This is a genomic window from Laedolimicola ammoniilytica (genome assembly GCF_025567165.1).
Lineage (GTDB): Bacteria > Bacillota > Clostridia > Lachnospirales > Lachnospiraceae > Laedolimicola > Laedolimicola ammoniilytica.
This window is the reverse complement of record NZ_JAOQKC010000022.1, coordinates 1-16,494: the sequence shown is the minus strand read 5'-3', so window position 1 is coordinate 16,494 and position 16,494 is coordinate 1. Positions and strand designations below refer to the sequence as shown.

17 protein-coding genes and 1 riboswitch are annotated in these 16,494 nt (G+C 48.9%); of the genes, 13 read left to right on the top strand and 4 right to left on the bottom strand.

Annotation, left to right across the window (positions count from 1 at the left end):
• Positions 1-8: 8 nt before the first annotated feature.
• The 12 genes from OCV63_RS13770 to OCV63_RS13715 all read left to right on the top strand — a co-directional run bounded on the left by OCV63_RS13770 (position 9) and on the right by OCV63_RS13715 (position 9,103).
• Positions 9-1,895 (top strand): TIGR03960 family B12-binding radical SAM protein, encoded by a 1,887-nt coding sequence (locus tag OCV63_RS13770; RefSeq protein WP_158364781.1) that lies wholly within the window; start codon positions 9-11, stop codon positions 1,893-1,895.
• Positions 1,892-2,614 (top strand): TIGR03936 family radical SAM-associated protein, encoded by a 723-nt coding sequence (locus OCV63_RS13765; protein WP_158364779.1) that lies wholly within the window; start codon positions 1,892-1,894, stop codon positions 2,612-2,614. Before OCV63_RS13770 ends, OCV63_RS13765 begins: the two co-directional genes overlap by 4 nt.
• Positions 2,614-3,840: a ribonuclease E/G gene (locus OCV63_RS13760; RefSeq protein ID WP_158364777.1), complete on the top strand. Its 1,227-nt coding sequence runs from the start codon at positions 2,614-2,616 to the stop codon at positions 3,838-3,840. The genes OCV63_RS13765 and OCV63_RS13760 overlap by 1 nt, the downstream gene beginning before the upstream one ends.
• A gap of 174 nt (positions 3,841-4,014) precedes the next feature.
• Positions 4,015-4,371 (top strand): 50S ribosomal protein L21, encoded by a 357-nt coding sequence (rplU, locus tag OCV63_RS13755; RefSeq protein ID WP_158364775.1) that lies wholly within the window; start codon positions 4,015-4,017, stop codon positions 4,369-4,371.
• 5 nt (positions 4,372-4,376) lie between these two features.
• On the top strand, positions 4,377-4,697 hold the full coding sequence (locus OCV63_RS13750; protein WP_158364773.1) for a ribosomal-processing cysteine protease Prp: 321 nt from the start codon (positions 4,377-4,379) through the stop codon (positions 4,695-4,697).
• A 4-nt stretch (positions 4,698-4,701) separates the two neighbouring features.
• Positions 4,702-4,989 (top strand): 50S ribosomal protein L27, encoded by a 288-nt coding sequence (gene rpmA / locus OCV63_RS13745; protein ID WP_087306297.1) that lies wholly within the window; start codon positions 4,702-4,704, stop codon positions 4,987-4,989.
• A 74-nt stretch (positions 4,990-5,063) separates the two neighbouring features.
• A complete protein-coding gene (gene obgE / locus OCV63_RS13740; protein ID WP_158364771.1) occupies positions 5,064-6,353 on the top strand; it encodes a GTPase ObgE in 1,290 nt (429 codons plus the stop codon).
• A gap of 200 nt (positions 6,354-6,553) precedes the next feature.
• Positions 6,554-6,856 (top strand): ribosome assembly RNA-binding protein YhbY, encoded by a 303-nt coding sequence (yhbY, locus tag OCV63_RS13735; RefSeq protein WP_158364769.1) that lies wholly within the window; start codon positions 6,554-6,556, stop codon positions 6,854-6,856.
• Between the two features lie 42 nt (positions 6,857-6,898).
• Entirely contained in the window at positions 6,899-7,519 is a 621-nt protein-coding gene (gene nadD / locus OCV63_RS13730) for a nicotinate-nucleotide adenylyltransferase (protein ID WP_158364767.1), read from the top strand.
• 15 nt (positions 7,520-7,534) lie between these two features.
• Positions 7,535-8,140: a bis(5'-nucleosyl)-tetraphosphatase (symmetrical) YqeK gene (gene yqeK / locus OCV63_RS13725; RefSeq protein ID WP_158364840.1), complete on the top strand. Its 606-nt coding sequence runs from the start codon at positions 7,535-7,537 to the stop codon at positions 8,138-8,140.
• On the top strand, positions 8,121-8,483 hold the full coding sequence (gene rsfS / locus OCV63_RS13720; RefSeq protein ID WP_158364765.1) for a ribosome silencing factor: 363 nt from the start codon (positions 8,121-8,123) through the stop codon (positions 8,481-8,483). Before yqeK ends, rsfS begins: the two co-directional genes overlap by 20 nt.
• A gap of 2 nt (positions 8,484-8,485) precedes the next feature.
• Positions 8,486-9,103: an NUDIX hydrolase gene (locus tag OCV63_RS13715; RefSeq protein WP_158364763.1), complete on the top strand. Its 618-nt coding sequence runs from the start codon at positions 8,486-8,488 to the stop codon at positions 9,101-9,103.
• A gap of 184 nt (positions 9,104-9,287) precedes the next feature.
• Here the strand turns inward: OCV63_RS13715 and lexA are convergent, their stop codons facing one another.
• Complete coding sequence (gene lexA / locus OCV63_RS13710) at positions 9,288-9,908, bottom strand: transcriptional repressor LexA (RefSeq protein ID WP_158364761.1); 621 nt, start codon at positions 9,906-9,908, stop codon at positions 9,288-9,290.
• A 264-nt stretch (positions 9,909-10,172) separates the two neighbouring features.
• Between lexA and OCV63_RS13705 the strand changes: the two genes are divergently transcribed.
• Complete coding sequence (locus tag OCV63_RS13705) at positions 10,173-11,288, top strand: DUF3048 domain-containing protein (protein ID WP_262670881.1); 1,116 nt, start codon at positions 10,173-10,175, stop codon at positions 11,286-11,288.
• 76 nt (positions 11,289-11,364) lie between these two features.
• Here OCV63_RS13705 and OCV63_RS13700 read toward each other — a convergent pair whose 3' ends face one another.
• The 3 genes from OCV63_RS13700 to OCV63_RS13690 form a co-directional block, all read right to left on the bottom strand.
• Positions 11,365-12,444: a tyrosine-type recombinase/integrase gene (locus OCV63_RS13700; protein ID WP_416862055.1), complete on the bottom strand. Its 1,080-nt coding sequence runs from the start codon at positions 12,442-12,444 to the stop codon at positions 11,365-11,367.
• Positions 12,445-12,536: 92 nt separating this feature from the next.
• Positions 12,537-12,735, top strand: a riboswitch (cobalamin riboswitch).
• A gap of 791 nt (positions 12,736-13,526) precedes the next feature.
• On the bottom strand, positions 13,527-13,883 hold the full coding sequence (locus OCV63_RS13695) for a LysM peptidoglycan-binding domain-containing protein (protein WP_262670880.1): 357 nt from the start codon (positions 13,881-13,883) through the stop codon (positions 13,527-13,529).
• A 183-nt stretch (positions 13,884-14,066) separates the two neighbouring features.
• Positions 14,067-16,358 (bottom strand): phospholipid carrier-dependent glycosyltransferase, encoded by a 2,292-nt coding sequence (locus OCV63_RS13690; protein WP_158364755.1) that lies wholly within the window; start codon positions 16,356-16,358, stop codon positions 14,067-14,069.
• Between the last annotated feature and the right edge of the window lie 136 nt (positions 16,359-16,494).

The window sequence follows — 16,494 nt, the reverse complement described above, 5'->3', positions numbered from 1 at the left end:
AGGTATTTATGAAAAGATTAGCTCTATCAGATGAAATTTTATTAAAAATAGATAAACCGGCCCGGTATCTTGGAAACGAGATCAACGCGGTAATGAAAGACCGGAACGCAGTGGACGTCCGTTTTGCCATGTGCTTCCCGGACGTCTACGAGATCGGCATGTCCCACTTAGGCATTCAAATTCTGTATGACATGTTCAATCAAAGAGAGGACGTCTGGTGTGAACGCGTCTATTCTCCCTGGACCGATCTGGATAAAATCATGCGGGAGCAGAACATTCCCCTGTTTGCCCTGGAATCCCAGGATCCCATTCGGGAGATGGACTTTCTTGGAGTGACCCTCCAGTACGAAATGGCATACACGAATGTCCTGCAGATTCTGGATCTGAGCCAGATCCCTCTTTACGCAAAGGACCGTACCTGGGACGACCCCATTGTCATCGGAGGCGGCCCCTGTGCTACCAACCCGGAGCCCCTGGCCGATTTCTTCGACCTCTTTTACATCGGTGAAGGAGAAACCTCCTATTTTGCCCTTCTGGACGCGTTCAAGGCCTCCAAAGCGGCAGGGGAGAGCCGTGTACAATTCCTGGAGCGTGCGGCGGAAATCCCGGGAATCTATGTGCCTTCGTTCTATGATGTGACGTATAACGAGGACGGAACCCTTGCGTCCATGGAGTCCAACAATCCCCATGCGCCCGCAAAGGTTCAAAAGCAGGTGGTTACAGATCTGACCCATACCTTTTATCCGAAGAAGCCGCTGGTTCCGTTTATTAAGGTCACCCAGGATCGTGTAGTGCTGGAAATTCAGCGCGGCTGCATCCGTGGCTGCCGCTTCTGTCAGGCCGGTATGCTGTACCGTCCTATCCGGGAGCGCTCTCTGGAGATGCTTACGGAGGCTGCAACCGAAATGCTCCGGAATACCGGACATGAGGAAATCTCCTTAAGCTCTTTAAGCTCCAGTGATTACAGTCATTTACCGGAGCTGGTAAATTTTCTCATCGACACCTTTGGAAATAAAGGCGTCAACATTTCCCTGCCATCCCTTCGTATCGACGCCTTTTCCCTGGACGTCATGAGCAAGGTACAGGATATCCGCAAGAGCAGCCTGACCTTTGCGCCGGAGGCCGGTTCCCAGCGTCTCCGGGACGTGATCAACAAGGGGCTGACCGAGGAAATCATTCTGGAAGGAGCCGGACAGGCCTTTGAGGGCGGCTGGCAGAAGGTGAAGCTTTACTTTATGCTGGGACAGCCCACGGAGACGGTAGAAGATGAGAAGGCTATCGCATGGCTGGCTGAAAAGATTGCGAAACGGTACTATGAGATTCCCAAGGATAAGCGGAATGGCAAATGTCAGATTACCGTCAGCACCTCCTTTTTTGTGCCGAAACCCTTTACGCCCTTCCAGTGGGCGCGCATGTGTACCAAGGAGGAGTTCCTAGATAAGGCATATATTGTCAACAGCGAAATCAAAGCCCAGCTCAATAAAAAGAGTATCAAATATAACTGGCATGAGGCGGACGTAACGGTGCTGGAGGGAATCCTGGCCCGGGGCGACCGGCGGGTGGGAGCTTCCCTGCTTGCGGCCTACCGCAAGGGCTGCCTCTTCGATTCCTGGAGCGAATGCTTCGATAACGACAAGTGGCTTCAGGCCTTTGAAGAGACCGGTCTGGATATTCCGTTCTACACGACACGTCATCGCGATGAAAACGAGCGGTTCCCCTGGGACTTTATCGACATCGGCGTTACCAAAAAATTTCTGTTGCGGGAGTGGAAGCGCGCTCACGAAGAGACCGTGACGCCCAACTGCCGTCAGCAGTGCCAGGGCTGTGGCGCAGGCAGCTATCACGCAGGCTGCTGTCCCACAGCGGCGATGGTTACAGGAGGTGAAAACGCATGAAAATCCGCATTAAATTCCGTAAATACGGTATCATGAAATTTATCGGCCATCTGGATATCATGCGTTATTTCCAGAAGGCCATGCGCCGGGCAGATATCGATATCTGTTATTCCGCAGGCTTCAGCCCCCATATGATCATGTCCTTCGCCTCTCCCTTAGGCGTAGGCCTTACCAGTGACGGCGAGTACCTGGACATTGAGATTGGAAATGAACTGTCCTCCGAAGCGGCAGTCAAGCGGCTGAACGGGGTTATGGCTGAGGGCGTGGAGGTTCTTTCCTTCCGGAAGATCCCCGAGGAAAAGTCCGCCAACGCCATGTCCCTGGTAGCGGCTGCCGATTACGAGGTTCGTTTCCGGGAAAACAGCCTGCCTGAGGGCTGCGTCTTTGGAAATGGCCTGGAGGAAAAATGGGCGGCGTTCTGCGCACAGGAACAGATTCTGGTCACCAAAAAGACGAAAAAGGGAGAGCGGGAGCTGGATTTGAAGCCCCTGATTTATAAGTCTCGTTGTCAGGAGGATTCCATTTTCCTGCAGCTTTCTGCCGGCAGCGCGGAGAATGTAAAGCCGGAGCTGGTATTGGAGGCTTTTGCGGCTTACGCCGGCTTTACCCTTCCGGAATTTGCCCTTCTGCTTCACCGGAAGGAGCTGTACGCGAATCTGGTGGCTGAGGGAGAACCCCGCAGACTGGTATCACTGGAAGATCTGGGAGAAGAATTTTAATGGAACCGACAGAGCTCATCAAGGAGCAGACAACAAGCGGTACTTTTTTAGTTTCCACCCTTTCGGTCAGAGGCGTGGAGCGTACTGTTTACGCTTTCTATGAAAATGGATCCGCGGCCGAGCTTTCCTGCCTGCCCTCCGGCGGCAACTCTATCCTGGGCAATATCTATGTGGGCAAGGTAAAAAACATTGCCGCCAACATCAACGCCGCTTTTATCGAGATAGGGGATGGGCAGCTCTGTTATTACGCCCTGGACGCCGGGGAAACGCCTGCTTTTACTACGCCGAAGAAAAAGAAGGAGCTGGCAGCCGGAGACGAGCTTCTGGTCCAGGTGAGCCGGGAGGCCGTGAAAACGAAAGCTCCTACCGTCAGCGGAAACCTGAATTTCGCAGGAAAATACCTGGTTCTCACCAGCGGGAAACGACATCTGGGACTTTCCTCCAAATTGACACCTGCCGAAAGAGAACGGCTCCGGGCGATCGCGGAGCCCTTTCTGGGCGATGATTTCGGTATCATCGTCCGTACCAATGCGGCCGGAATTTCCGAAGAGGATTTACGCCAGGAGCTGAAAGAGCTGACAGAAACCTATCGCCGCACCGTGGAAACCGGTCGGAACCAGACCTGTTTTTCCCTTGTATACAGAGAACCCTCCGCCTATACTGCCAGATTGCGGGGACTGCGGACCGACAGCTTTGATAAGATTCTGACGGATCGGCCGGAGATATACGAAGAGCTACGGGATTACCTGACGCTCCACCAGCCGGAGGATTTGCCAAAGCTTGAGTTTTATGAAAAAACAGCCCCTTCCCTGGATAGCGTCTATGGGCTCTCCAAAGCCCTGGAGGACGCCCTGAAGGAGCGGGTATGGCTCAAATCCGGCGGCTATCTGGTTATCCAGCCTACGGAGGCTCTGACCGTCATAGACGTGAACACCGGCAAATACACAGGCAAAAAGAAAAAATCGGACACCTTTTTGAAAATCAATCTGGAGGCCGCCAGGGAAGCAGCCCGCCAGCTGCGTCTCCGGAATCTGTCCGGTATTATCGTAGCGGACTTTATCGACATGGATCGGGAGGAGGATAACCGGACATTACTGTCTGTGCTTGCCTCCGAATTAAAACGGGATCCGGTTAAAGCCACGCTGGTGGATATGACGCCTCTGGGACTGGTGGAAATCACCCGGAAAAAGATCCAGAAAACACTGGCAGAGCAGGTGCAGGAGTAGGTGCGTATTCCCAAAAAATCCGTAAAATAATTTTAAAATATCTTGACAGAGACAAATCATCCTGTTATTATATTAAAGATGCCGCACAACGAGGTATAAGTATGTGCATTTTCAGTTATGCTGAAAGGCATGTCACCGAAATTGGCGAGTAATTATATTAGGAGGTGCCACAGGATGTACGCAATTATTGCAACAGGTGGTAAACAGTACAAAGTATCTGAAGGCGACGTGATCAAGGTTGAGAAGCTTGGCGTTGCAGCTGGTGAGAAGTATAAGTTCGATCAGGTTCTCGCAGTTGGCGGAGATTCTCTGACCGTAGGTACACCGACTGTAGCAGGAGCTACTGTAACTGCATCTGTAATCGGTGATGGTAAGGGCAAGAAAGTCATCGTTTACAAGTACAAGAGAAAATCTGGATATCACAAAAAGAATGGTCACAGACAGCAGTACACGGAAGTGAAGATCGAGAAGATCTCCGTAAGAAAGCCGCGTGCGAAGAAAGCTGACACTGAAGCAGCAGACGCTGAGTAATTGTCATGATAACCGTTACCATATATAAGAAATCCAATCAGTATCTGGGGTTTGATATCAATGGACATGCCGGATACGCGGAGGAGGGTTCCGATATCATCTGTGCAGCGGTCAGTGTACTTTCACTGAATACGCTGAACTCTATCGAGGCCTTCACAGAGGATGAATTTTCCGGAGAACAGGAGGACGGGTCGCTGACCTGTACGTTCCCGGAGCCTTTATCCGAGAAAGCCGCACTTTTGATGGATTCCATGGTACTTGGGCTGACAGACATTCAAAAAAGCTATGGGAAACCATATATCAGGATTGTATTCAAGGAGGTGTAATACCATGTTACAGATGAACCTTCAGTTATTCGCTCATAAAAAGGGAGTAGGTTCTACAAAGAACGGCAGAGATTCCGAGTCCAAGAGACTGGGAGCTAAGAGAGCCGACGGACAGTTCGTAAAGGCCGGAAACATTCTTTACAGACAGCGCGGAACCAAGATTCACCCGGGTGTGAACGTAGGACGCGGTGGCGATGATACACTGTTTGCTCTGACCGACGGAATCGTAAGATTCGAGAGAAAGGGAAGAGATAAGAAGCAGGTTTCTATCGTTCCGGTAGCAGCAGAATAAGTTGGTTATGAAAGGCTTCAAGTCGGAAAGATTTGAAGCCTTTTTTACCATTTTAATTTTCGGAGATTTATTATATGTTTGCAGACAGAGCAAAGATTTTGATCCGTTCCGGTAAGGGCGGAGACGGACATGTCAGCTTCCGACGGGAGCTGTACGTACCAAACGGCGGTCCGGACGGCGGAGACGGCGGACGGGGCGGAGACGTCATTTTTGAAGTAGACGAGGGACTGAATACCCTCTATGAGTACCGTCACAAAAGAAAGTTTAAGGCACAGGACGGCGAAGAAGGCGGAAAACGACGCTGCCACGGTAAGGACGGCAGCGATATTATATTAAAGGTTCCGGAAGGAACCATCATCAGAGAAGCAGAGAGCGGAAAGGTCATCGCGGATATGTCCGGTGAAAACCGCAGACAGGTGATCCTCCAGGGTGGCCGTGGCGGCGCCGGCAATATGCATTTTGCCACTTCCACCATGCAGGTTCCCAAGTATGCCCAGCCGGGCGTACCGGCTCAGGAGCTGGAGGTTCTTCTGGAGCTGAAAGTGATCGCGGACGTGGGACTGGTCGGATTTCCGAACGTGGGAAAATCTACGTTCTTATCCCGTGTGACCAATGCGCAGCCGAAGATCGCCAACTATCATTTCACCACACTGAACCCGAATTTGGGCGTGGTGGATCTTCAGGGCGCTCCGGGCTTCGTGATTGCGGATATTCCGGGACTGATTGAGGGCGCTTCCGAGGGCATGGGCCTGGGACATGAATTTCTGCGCCATATTGAGCGTACCCGTGTGCTGATTCACATTGTAGACGCGGCATCCACCGAGGGACGGGATCCGGTAGCGGATATCTATGCCATCAACAAGGAGCTGGAGGCCTACAATGAAGAAATCGCGGCCCGCCCGCAGGTCATTGCAGCCAATAAAATTGACGCCCTGGGCGACGACGAGGAGCCCATTCAGCGTCTGAAGGACGAATTTGAGCCCAAGGGAATCCGGGTATTCCCCATATCCGCAGTGGCCGGAAAAGGTCTGAAGGAGCTTCTCTACTATGTGAGAGAGCTGTTAGACCAGGCACCCCAGGAAGCTATCGTTTTTGAACAGGAATTCTTCCCGGGCGAAGAGCTGGTATACGAAAACCTTCCCTATACCGTTGCCAAATCCGAGGAAGAAGAGGGCGTATTTATCGTGGAAGGCCCGCGTATCGAAAAGATGCTGGGTTATACCAATCTGGATTCTGAGAAAGGCTTTGCTTTCTTCCAGAACTTCCTGAAAAACACAGGCATCCTGAAGGAGCTGGAACAGGCCGGCATTCAGGAAGGCGATACCGTCCGAATGTACGGACTTGCATTCGAATACTTTCGTTAGGCAATGAGCAGTGCGTGGACGAAAGTCAGCTGGCTGACGTTGTGCTTGCACATAAGGCAGACGGTTGACTTTTGGACACATAGGGCGAAGCCCGCGAGCGAAACGGAGCGTAGCGGCAAGGTGAGCCCGGAGGGCGAGAGAGTGCCCTGGGGCAAGTTGAGCCCGCACTGCGGTATAAATATAAGACAAAAGGAGACACCATGACAAGTAAACAGCGTGCTTATTTAAAAGGCCTTGCGATGACCATGGACCCGATTTTCCAGGTGGGCAAATCCTCTGTCACACCGGAATTTACCAAGGCTGTGGACGAAGCGCTGACTGCCAGAGAGCTGATTAAGCTCAGCGTTCTGCAGAACTGCGCCGACGATCCCCGAGAGATCGCAGAGGTTATCGCCGACCGCACCCGCTCTCAGGTGGTGCAGGTTATCGGCAAGAAGATCGTGCTGTATCGCGAAAATACAGACGAAAAGTATAAGAAAAAGAAGATTCTTCTTCCGTTATAAATAATTTTCAGACACAGTATACATGGAAAGGCGGTTATTATCATGGAGCCTACGCGAAAAAAGGTCGGTATTCTTGGTGGAACCTTCGATCCGATTCATACCGGACATCTGATTCTGGCCGAAGCGGCCTACGAATCCTTTTCCCTGGACTATGTGCTGATTATGCCAAATGGCAATCCGCCCCACAAGGCCGGTCAGGTGAACGCCAGTATGGCAGACCGCACCCACATGGCCGAGCTTGCGGTGTCTGACAATCCCCATCTTAAGGTATCTGATTTCGAGAAGACGCCACAGGATTATCATTATACCTATGCGACCCTGGAATTTCTGAAACGGAAGCACCCGGATACAGATTATTATTTTATCCTGGGAGCGGATTCCCTGGTGCATTTTCACACCTGGATGGAACCCAAGCGCATCTGCGACGCCTGCAGCATTCTGGCAGCCACCCGGGATCATATGGAAAGTGAGGCTTTGACCAGGCGCATTCAGGAGCTTTCCGGGATGTTCGGCGCTCATATCTATCCCATGGAGACGCCCAACATCGACATTTCCTCCAATATGATCCGAGAGCGCGTCCACAACGGCCGTTCCATCCGGTATTATGTGCCTGCCGCGGTGGAGGAATATATTTACAAACAGGGATTATACAGTCCGGCTTAAGGAGTACCAAGTATGATGAAGAATTATGATATGAAATCCTATCAGAAAAAGCTGAAGCGGGAGATGGACGAGGGACGTTACCAGCACACGCTGGGCGTCATGTATACCTCTGCCGCGCTGGCCATGCGCTATGAGTACGATATTCAGAAGGCGCAGATGGCGGGACTTCTTCACGACTGTGCCAAATGCATTCCCAATGGAAAGAAATTAAAGCTGTGTGAGAAGCACAACATTCAAATCACAGAGGTGGAGCGGCGCAATCCTTTTCTGCTACATGCAAAGCTTGGGGCTTTTCTGGCCATGCATGAATACGGCATTGACGACAAGGAGATTGTCAGCGCTATCTTAAATCATACAACCGGTAAACCAAATATGTCATTGCTCGACAAGATCGTCTATGTGGCGGACTACATCGAGCCTCGCCGGAACAAGGCACCGAATCTGACGGAGGTACGGAAGCTTGCATTCATTGACTTGAATGAAGCTTTGTATAAGATTCTGTCTGATACGCTGTCCTATCTGGACGATGGCCCGGGCGAGGTGGACGAGATGACAGTCAAAGCCTATGAATATTACAAGACAAAGCGTGAGGAGGCAAACCATGACACAGAAGCAGTCTAAGGAAATGGCGCGTCTGGCTTATCAGGCCATGGAAGACAAGAAAGCGCGTGATATCCGTATCATTGATATTTCGGAAATTTCCGTTCTGGCCGATTATTTTCTGATTGCCAGCGGTTCCAATAAAAACCAGGTGCAGGCTATGGTGGACAACGTGCAGGAGGAGCTCCATAAGGCAGGCTTCGTCCCAAAGCAGGTGGAGGGCTATAACAGCGCCAACTGGATCCTGCTGGATTATGGCGATATCATCATTCATGTGTTCGATGAAGAAAATCGTCTGTTCTATGATCTGGAGCGTATCTGGAGAGATGGATCTGTCATTACCGCCGAGGATCTGGAGGCGTAAAAATGAGTAAAATCGAAAAGGTGACAAAGACCACCGACAACCGCTTCCTGAATATGTACGACCTGGATACTGTTACCAAAACCGGCCACAAGGCGCTCTACCATGTGGCGTCCAGGGCAAAGGATGTCTCCGAGCTGAAACTGAATACTCATATTAATAAGCCGGACGGCGTCATTATCTACGCCCTCTATGGAGAGAAGCGGGATCGGGTAGTTTTAATTCGCCAGTATCGCTTCAGCATCGGCGATTATATTTATGAGTTTCCGGCAGGACTGGTGGACGAAGGTGAAAATTACCATCAGGCAGGCGTGCGAGAGTTGCGAGAGGAGACTGGTCTGACTTTTCATCCCATCAAAGTAGATGAGATGTACAGCCGTCCCTATTTTACCACCATCGGTATGACCGATGAGTCCTGTGCTGCAGTGTACGGAACTGCAGACGGCATGCTTTCCAGGGATGGCCTGGAGGACGGCGAGGAGATCGAAGTGGTTCTGGCAGATCGTGCGGAAATTCGAAGAATTCTGAAAGAGGAGAATGTATCTCTGATGTGCGCATATATGATGATGCATTTTCTGTATGAAGATCCGGAAAAACCTTTTGGATTTTTGAATATGAAATAAGAATTAACGTTGAGATTTTGTGATCTCAATCAGATTTTAAACCAAAAAGCTCTGTATTACAAAGGATATCCTAAATCGGGATAACCCATGTGATACAGAGCTATTTTACTCTATAGGAAATACCATATTACATGAAAGCGTGAAGGTTTTGATATGCCTGATTATTGATATTCATAATTACATTTTACCGGAAAAAACGGAACACGCCAAATACTCTGCCAAGGATCTGACAATCCGGCACGATAATCGGCGCCATGGTATCATTTTCCGGCTGAAGACGGATGTGGTCAGCTTCGCGATAGAAGGTCTTGACCGTCGCGGAATCATTGATCAAAGCTACAACCATATCGCCATTGGCCGCTGTCTGACACTGCTCCACAAGAATGGTATCTCCGTCAAAAATACCTGCATTGATCATGGACTCGCCCTTGACCTGCAGCATAAAGCACTGCTCGTTGGGCATGAATTCCATGGGTACCGGGAAGTAAGATTCCACATTTTCCACCGCCAGAATTGGCTCTCCGGCAGCCACACGGCCCACGACCGGTACATTCACCACCTCACCGCGGCGGGCGGTATTGAAGCTGTCATCGATGATTTCGATAGCGCGGGGCTTGGTGGGGTCGCGACGGATATAGCCGTTTTTTTCCAGAGTCTCCAGATGGGAATGAACGGAAGACGTGGACTTCAGTTGTACAGCTTCACAGATGTCGCGAACTGAGGGCGGATAGCCCTTATTGATAATCTGTGATTTAATATATTCAAGAATTTCGGACTGTTTTTTCGAAATTTTTCCGTAAGCCATAATTCGATTCCTCCCTGTTTCGTAAGGTCTGTATTTATTATCAGTATACCACAGGATGTATGATGATGCAAACAAATGTTTAGAAAATTTGTTCTATTTCCTCTTTAGTATACATAATAAACTTATGTATACTAAAGAGGGCGAAAGTGCTGGAATGTTATGTAAATTTTAAGAGACTTTTTCTTTTTTACTGGTATCTGATTACAGAACATGTTATAATTGTTACTGGATTATTAAATTCTACACAGGAAGGAAACTATGCAGATGAAAAAACGTTTAACCCTGATTCTGCTGACCTTATCTCTTGCAGGCGTTCTCAGCATTGCCGGCTGCGGCAAGAGTGATGAGGAAGCCACATCAGATAACACTTTTTCTACAGAGGATGAAGTGACAGCAGATGGAGCAGAGGACACGGAGAACACAGAGGAAGCGGAGGACGAGGTCGCTCCGGAAGGGATGTACCGCAGTGAGCTGACCAATGAATGGATCAGCGAAGATCTGAAGGATCAGCGTCCCATCGCAGTCATGGTAGATAATGAGAAAACAGCGCTTCCGCATTACGGTCTGACCCAGGCTGATATCATTTATGAAATGATGAATAGCACACTGAATGATCACATTACCCGCTTCATGGTTCTGGTAAAGGATTATGACAGCATCAAGCAGCTGGGAAGTGTACGAAGCGTCCGTCCCACCAACCTGATGATTGCTCCGGAATGGAACGCCATCGTATGTCATGACGGAGGCCCCTTCTACATTAATACATTCCTGAACAATCCTTATGTGGATCATTTCAGCGGAACCTTCTCCCGCGTAAAGAACGGAAAGCCCCGTGAGTTTACGGAGTATGTTCTGACTGGCGATATGAAGAAGAACTTTAAAAATAATTCCAGCATCGACCGCAATTACAATGAATATGCACCCACAGAGGCTCATTTCAAATTTGCTTCCGAGAGCAAGCCGGTGGCGCTGTCTGACGGCATCGACTGCACCCTGGTGGATCTGCCCTTCAAACACAATGGTTCTCAGCTGGATTACGATGAAGAGAGCGGCACTTACCTGTACTCCGAGTATGGCTCCAAGCACCTGGATCCGGGCAATGATAATAAGCAGCTGGCATTCAAGAACGTCATTCTGCAGAAGATGTCCTACAGCCAGCTGGATGAGCATGGTTACATGGTATGGAACTGTCTGGCCAGCGGCCAGGAAGGCTACTACATCACCAACGGCAAGGCGATTCCAATCACCTGGACCAAGAACTCTGACCTGAATCGCACCATATACCGCGATCTGAACGGTGATGAGATTACCATCAATACCGGAAAGACCTACATTGGCTTTGTAGCAGACGATGTGTGGAGCGAACTGGTAGTCGAGTAAACAACTTCAAAAATGGAACCCGCGGGTTGCAGCCTGACTGAAACCCGCGGGTTCTTTGTTGTCTTTCGATTCTTTCTTATTCTTTCCGAAGCTTCACCACATTCGCCGCGCTGCGTCTCCGGGACTCATCCTGAGCGGCATAGTGCTTCCTTGTGGTATTGACGTCCTTATGACCCAGGACATCCGCCACCAGATAAATATCGCCGGTTTCCTGGTAGAGGGTCGTGCCGTAGGTGCTACGTAGCTTATGGGGTGTGATTTTCTTCAGAGGCGTCACCTGACGGGAGTATTTCTTTACCAGGTTTTCCACGGCTTTTACGCCGATACGACGGCGCTGGGTGGAATAGAAGAGGGCATTTTCATGGCCTTCCTGGGGATTCACAAGCTTTCGGCTGCCATTGATATAATCCTTCAGCGCCTTTTCCACCTCATCACCAAAATAAACGATCATTTCTGATCCGCCTTTTCGGATGACACGGATCCCATTGGTATTGAAGTCAATATCGGTGACATCCAGCCCCACACACTCGGATACACGGATCCCGGTACCCAAAAGTAAGGTGACAATAGCCAGATCCCGATCTTTGGTCTTTTCATAATAGACCTTTTTCTGCCCGGTCAAATCGTCGCCTCCATGTTCGATAAAATCCAGAAGGCGGGCTGTCTCGTCGGGTTCCAGACGGATGATGGCTTTGTCGTGGAGCTTGGGCATGTCGACAAGGACGACGGGGTTATTTTTTATCAGTTCGTAACGATAAAGATAATTAAACAAACTACGGACGGCTGATAACTTTCTTTTCATACCGCGTTCTCCATTTGTAATATCAATTTCGCCCTGTTCTTCCTCACGTTGATATAATTTTAAATATTCTTTGTATTCCTCAATGTCAACGGTACTAATTTTATCTAAATCCTCATATGTAAAATCTGTTGTTTTATAATTTTTAAATAAAGGATTTTTCTCTACCAGAAAGCGAAAAAAAATTCGTATGTCATATCCATATGAAATTCTGGTGGTAGTAGCCATGCTCATTTCCTTTGCCCTGAAAAAATCGCTGACAAAAGAGGGCAGGGTAGTGAGCACCTCCCGCAGCCGCTGAATATTCTCCGCATCCTTCTGCTCATGGTAATTTTTGTATTTCATGATTCTGTTCATCCTTTCCATGGGTTTATTTTATCATTTATTGTGCGAAACTTCCAGAAAAGAATTGACTTTTCTGTACAAACTGCTATAATAATTCTTGTACAATTCCATATAGGGTATTAAGTGCTCAGAGGGTTTCTCAACCCGATGAGAAAAGGGAATCAGGTGTGAATCCTGAGCGATCCGGTCACTGTATTCAGGGAGTAGCCTTTGTTTGTATCCATTGTACTTTTACAGTATGAGAAGGAAAAAGGTATATGTTGATCTGTAAGTCAGGAAACCTGCTTAGTACTTGAGGAGAGACTTCCGATGAAAGTTCAGTTCCTGACAAAAAGGTATTTGCGTTATGCCTTTTTGGGGTGTCTGCTTTTGGAAGCAGGCATTTTTTGTTTATGGAATGCGCTCGATGTGGAACCGTACAGGCAGCCGGGATATGAATCTTGAACATACATTTTGATTTCTGGTCTGACAGGTCGTGACGGCATTCGGCTTGTTACGCTGGGAAGCTAAATGTACCTCACCAAAATCCCTCAAAAAGCGATATCTTGTTACCCAACGAATTCGCTTACATTATAAACCAACCCCAATATTTAATCCGGCCGCTTCAACATCTGTCTCAGTGATGTTCAGATTTTTCAATTTCTTTTCATTCGGGATTACCTGCAGCTTCCCGGTGGGGGGAATGAGAGGAGTTTGGACATTCTGGTGGCAGATGTTTTTTTGTCCTGAGTTTGTGTGACATGGATGGTGAAATCTGTAAAGGGCGCAATCCATACGATTCTTTAGACAATCTCGGTTAATCTATTCGAAAAACAAGGATTTGGCGAATAGATCTGTTTCTATAGAAATCCATGGAAATATATGATATAGATACTCTCTGCCTTTCATTCATAAAATAAGAACCCGGAAGTTTGAATCTATGAATGAATCAAACCTCCGGGTTTCTTTGGTATTATAATTTAAAAATTTTATCTTTTGTGTCCCAGTTGCAGATATGCTTTCGTACCTAAAAGAGAAGCATTTCCTCGTATGTATATCTATGTAAAACTCAGTGGTACCACTGACAAACATAGCCATGTTACAGTGCAGGCTCTTTACTTATACTCTGCGGAATAATATGGCATCACCAGATATTCTCCGGACACAATGTCGTCGGTATTGGCGAGGCCGTTGATCTGGCAAACCTCTGCGACGTAGGCAGTGCGGGATTCATACTGGTCTCCCATATATTCCGCAGCCAGATCCCACAACGTATCGCCAGCCTGAATCTCGATGTTCGTATAATACTTGTAATAGACAGTGTCAGATTCCCTTGTCTCTGCTTTAGAAAGAAAACTTCCGAACAGAAAGGCAAAGGTCAGGGCCAGGCAAAAGCCGGAAACCAGAATCATCAGATTCCTTTTTCTTTCGTGTGCTCTTCTTCTCTCATATCTCGCTTTTCTCTCGTACATAAACTGTGCCCTCCCCAGATTCTGCGCTCTCCTGCGCGTCGCATCATTCGAACATGTTTTCCGAACAACTGTTCCTTTGATACTTGTATTATAAGCCCCGAACATTCGTTTGTCAATACATATGTTCGAAAAAATAAAGAATCCCGCAAAGCAGGGTTCTTTATTTTTTCATCCAATATCTGATTATACAAAAATCCAGGAAGGCAGCCATGTCAGGAAGGTTCTTACATAGGCCGGAGAAACCGGGAGGCCGGAAAGAACCGGGAAAAAAGCCAGGAACAGCAACAGGGATGCCACGGAAATGCCAGCCATGAGCGCCCGGCTCTGCCGGAACTGCCGGCAGGAATTGGCGAACATCAGAGGAAGCAGACAGCCGCCAATGAAATACTGATAGATAAAAACCGTCCGGTGAATAAAAAGCCACGGAAGCACCATGGCGCCGTAGCACACAATCAGGAACAGCGCGTTCCGGTCTCTGCGCTTCTTCCACAGATAAAACTGATGAAACAGAGCCAGAAGACCGCCCCAGCAGAGTAAGGGGTTCAGAAAGGTGGACACAGTGCCCGTTCTGCCGTCCGGAAAGGCCGTATAGCTGTCCAGGAGGGGTCTCCAGTCCACCAGCCACTGATACCATTCAGAGGCATAGGGATGCTCCGCCACGGTGGCCACATGGTAGCTGAACATGGAACGGGCGTTCTCCACCGCCAGTTTCACCAGATTCTGCTCCGGATAGAGCCGCTGAAACGGGATATAGGAAAGCAGATATACCAGACCCGGAATCAGAAGGAAGCAAAGGCAGCACCAGAGCCCCATAGGAAGCATCACATGATGCCAGGCATAGCTTCGGCTCCTGATCCCTCTCATTTCCCGGAACAGGGCTTCGAAAAAGAAGATGGCAATTCCGGCTGCGGCGTAAAAGCCGGTCCATTTGACGGATATGGCAAAGGCTGTAGAGCAGCCGCACAGAAACAGCCACAGGAACTGCCGTCCCTGACTCTCCTGCTTTTCCAGGCTCTGCAGGAAACACAATATGAAAAAGAACATACAGAGCACAAAAAACGCCACCAGAATATCGATGGTCGCGATTCTGGACAGGGTATAATTCATAAAGGACGTTTCCAGGAGAAGTACTGCAAAAACGGTCGGTCCGGTCCGTCGGAACAACTGAAATGCCAACAGATAAAACAGCGGAATCATAAGAATACCGAGTACTGCGCAGGAAATCCGCCACCCGAAAGGATTCATACCGAAGAGCCGGATGCCCGCAGCGATGATGGTTTTCCCAAAAGGCGGATGGGTCGTCTCGTAGATGGGCAGTCCGTGAAGGAATTCATAGGCTGTCCGGCCATGGTAAACCTCGTCGAAAATCGTCTGATCGTAAGCGGAAGGAATTTCTGGAAAGCTCTCCTGTTCATCGAAAAGCTCCGGATACGCGGACGCGTTTTCCGGCAGAATCTGCTGTCCACTGCTGTCCAGGCAGACGATTTCCCCGACAGCAGCATCCTCTTTCATCAGTACCAAACCAAGGGAGGAAAGCTCCCGATTTACCTCCACAGCGTTCCAGCAGAAAGCGCTTCGAAGCACCCGACTGCTGTCAAATACTGTCCACGTATTCTCGCCAGGCTGGATACAGGAGAAGGAAAAACAGCGGTTGGACTGGTAGCCGAGAAATAGATATATTTTTGAAATATTTGTATTTTCTTTGAATTTTAAGACAATCTGATTCTGATCCGATTTTTCAGCTGTCATGGAGCGGAAGGTCTCCGGGGCCTGGGTACTTCCCAGCCGAAAAAGAACAATCGCGCCAAAGATAAACGTCAACAGGAGCATCAGAACGACGTCATGGGTTCGAAAATGTGATGGCGGTGCCGGGACTTCTACGCTTCTCTCTCCCTTCGACACAGGGCGGCTAAGGTTCCAGTCCCGCTTCCATACGCGGTAGAACACATGCAGAACAGAACCGGCCAGAAGAACATTTCCGACGCCCGATAACAGGGATGCACGTCCGTGAAAAAGCAAAACAGACCATCCCGTACAGTAAATCCCGATACAGCCGGACAGATATTCTGGCCAAAAGCTCAGAAGTCTCCCGTCGCGTGGACGAATCAGATGTTCCAATGCCAAAACTGCCATAAAAAACAGGAAAACCAGATACAGACCGGAAACCATTCCTTCCAGAATACAGAATATCGAAGCCGGTTGAAACAGGTAAAAGGCGAGCATACGCCGTCCAGCTGCTTCTCTTTTGCGGCATACAGCTGTGAGAACGCCGATCAGGATCCATTCCAGGAGCAGGCACAGCAGGCTCCGCGCCGCGATATGCTCCTGCATAAAAACGGGCACGATTCGTGAAAACAGGTAAAACACCAGAAGCTCCGCCTTGGAAAAGGACAGACGGCCAGAACGCAGGCAGAGAACACAGACACCCCAGAAGATGCCAAAAAAGATACCAATGGCGCAATAGGAAGGAATCATAACCAGAATACTCCTTAAAAAAATGAACTGTCATTATTATAACAGTTCATTTCAGACTGTAGACAAAGCTCCTTCCTGTGAGGGAGCTTTTCTTGTGTCATGACTGCAAAAATTATGTACTTACAAGCATATAAGA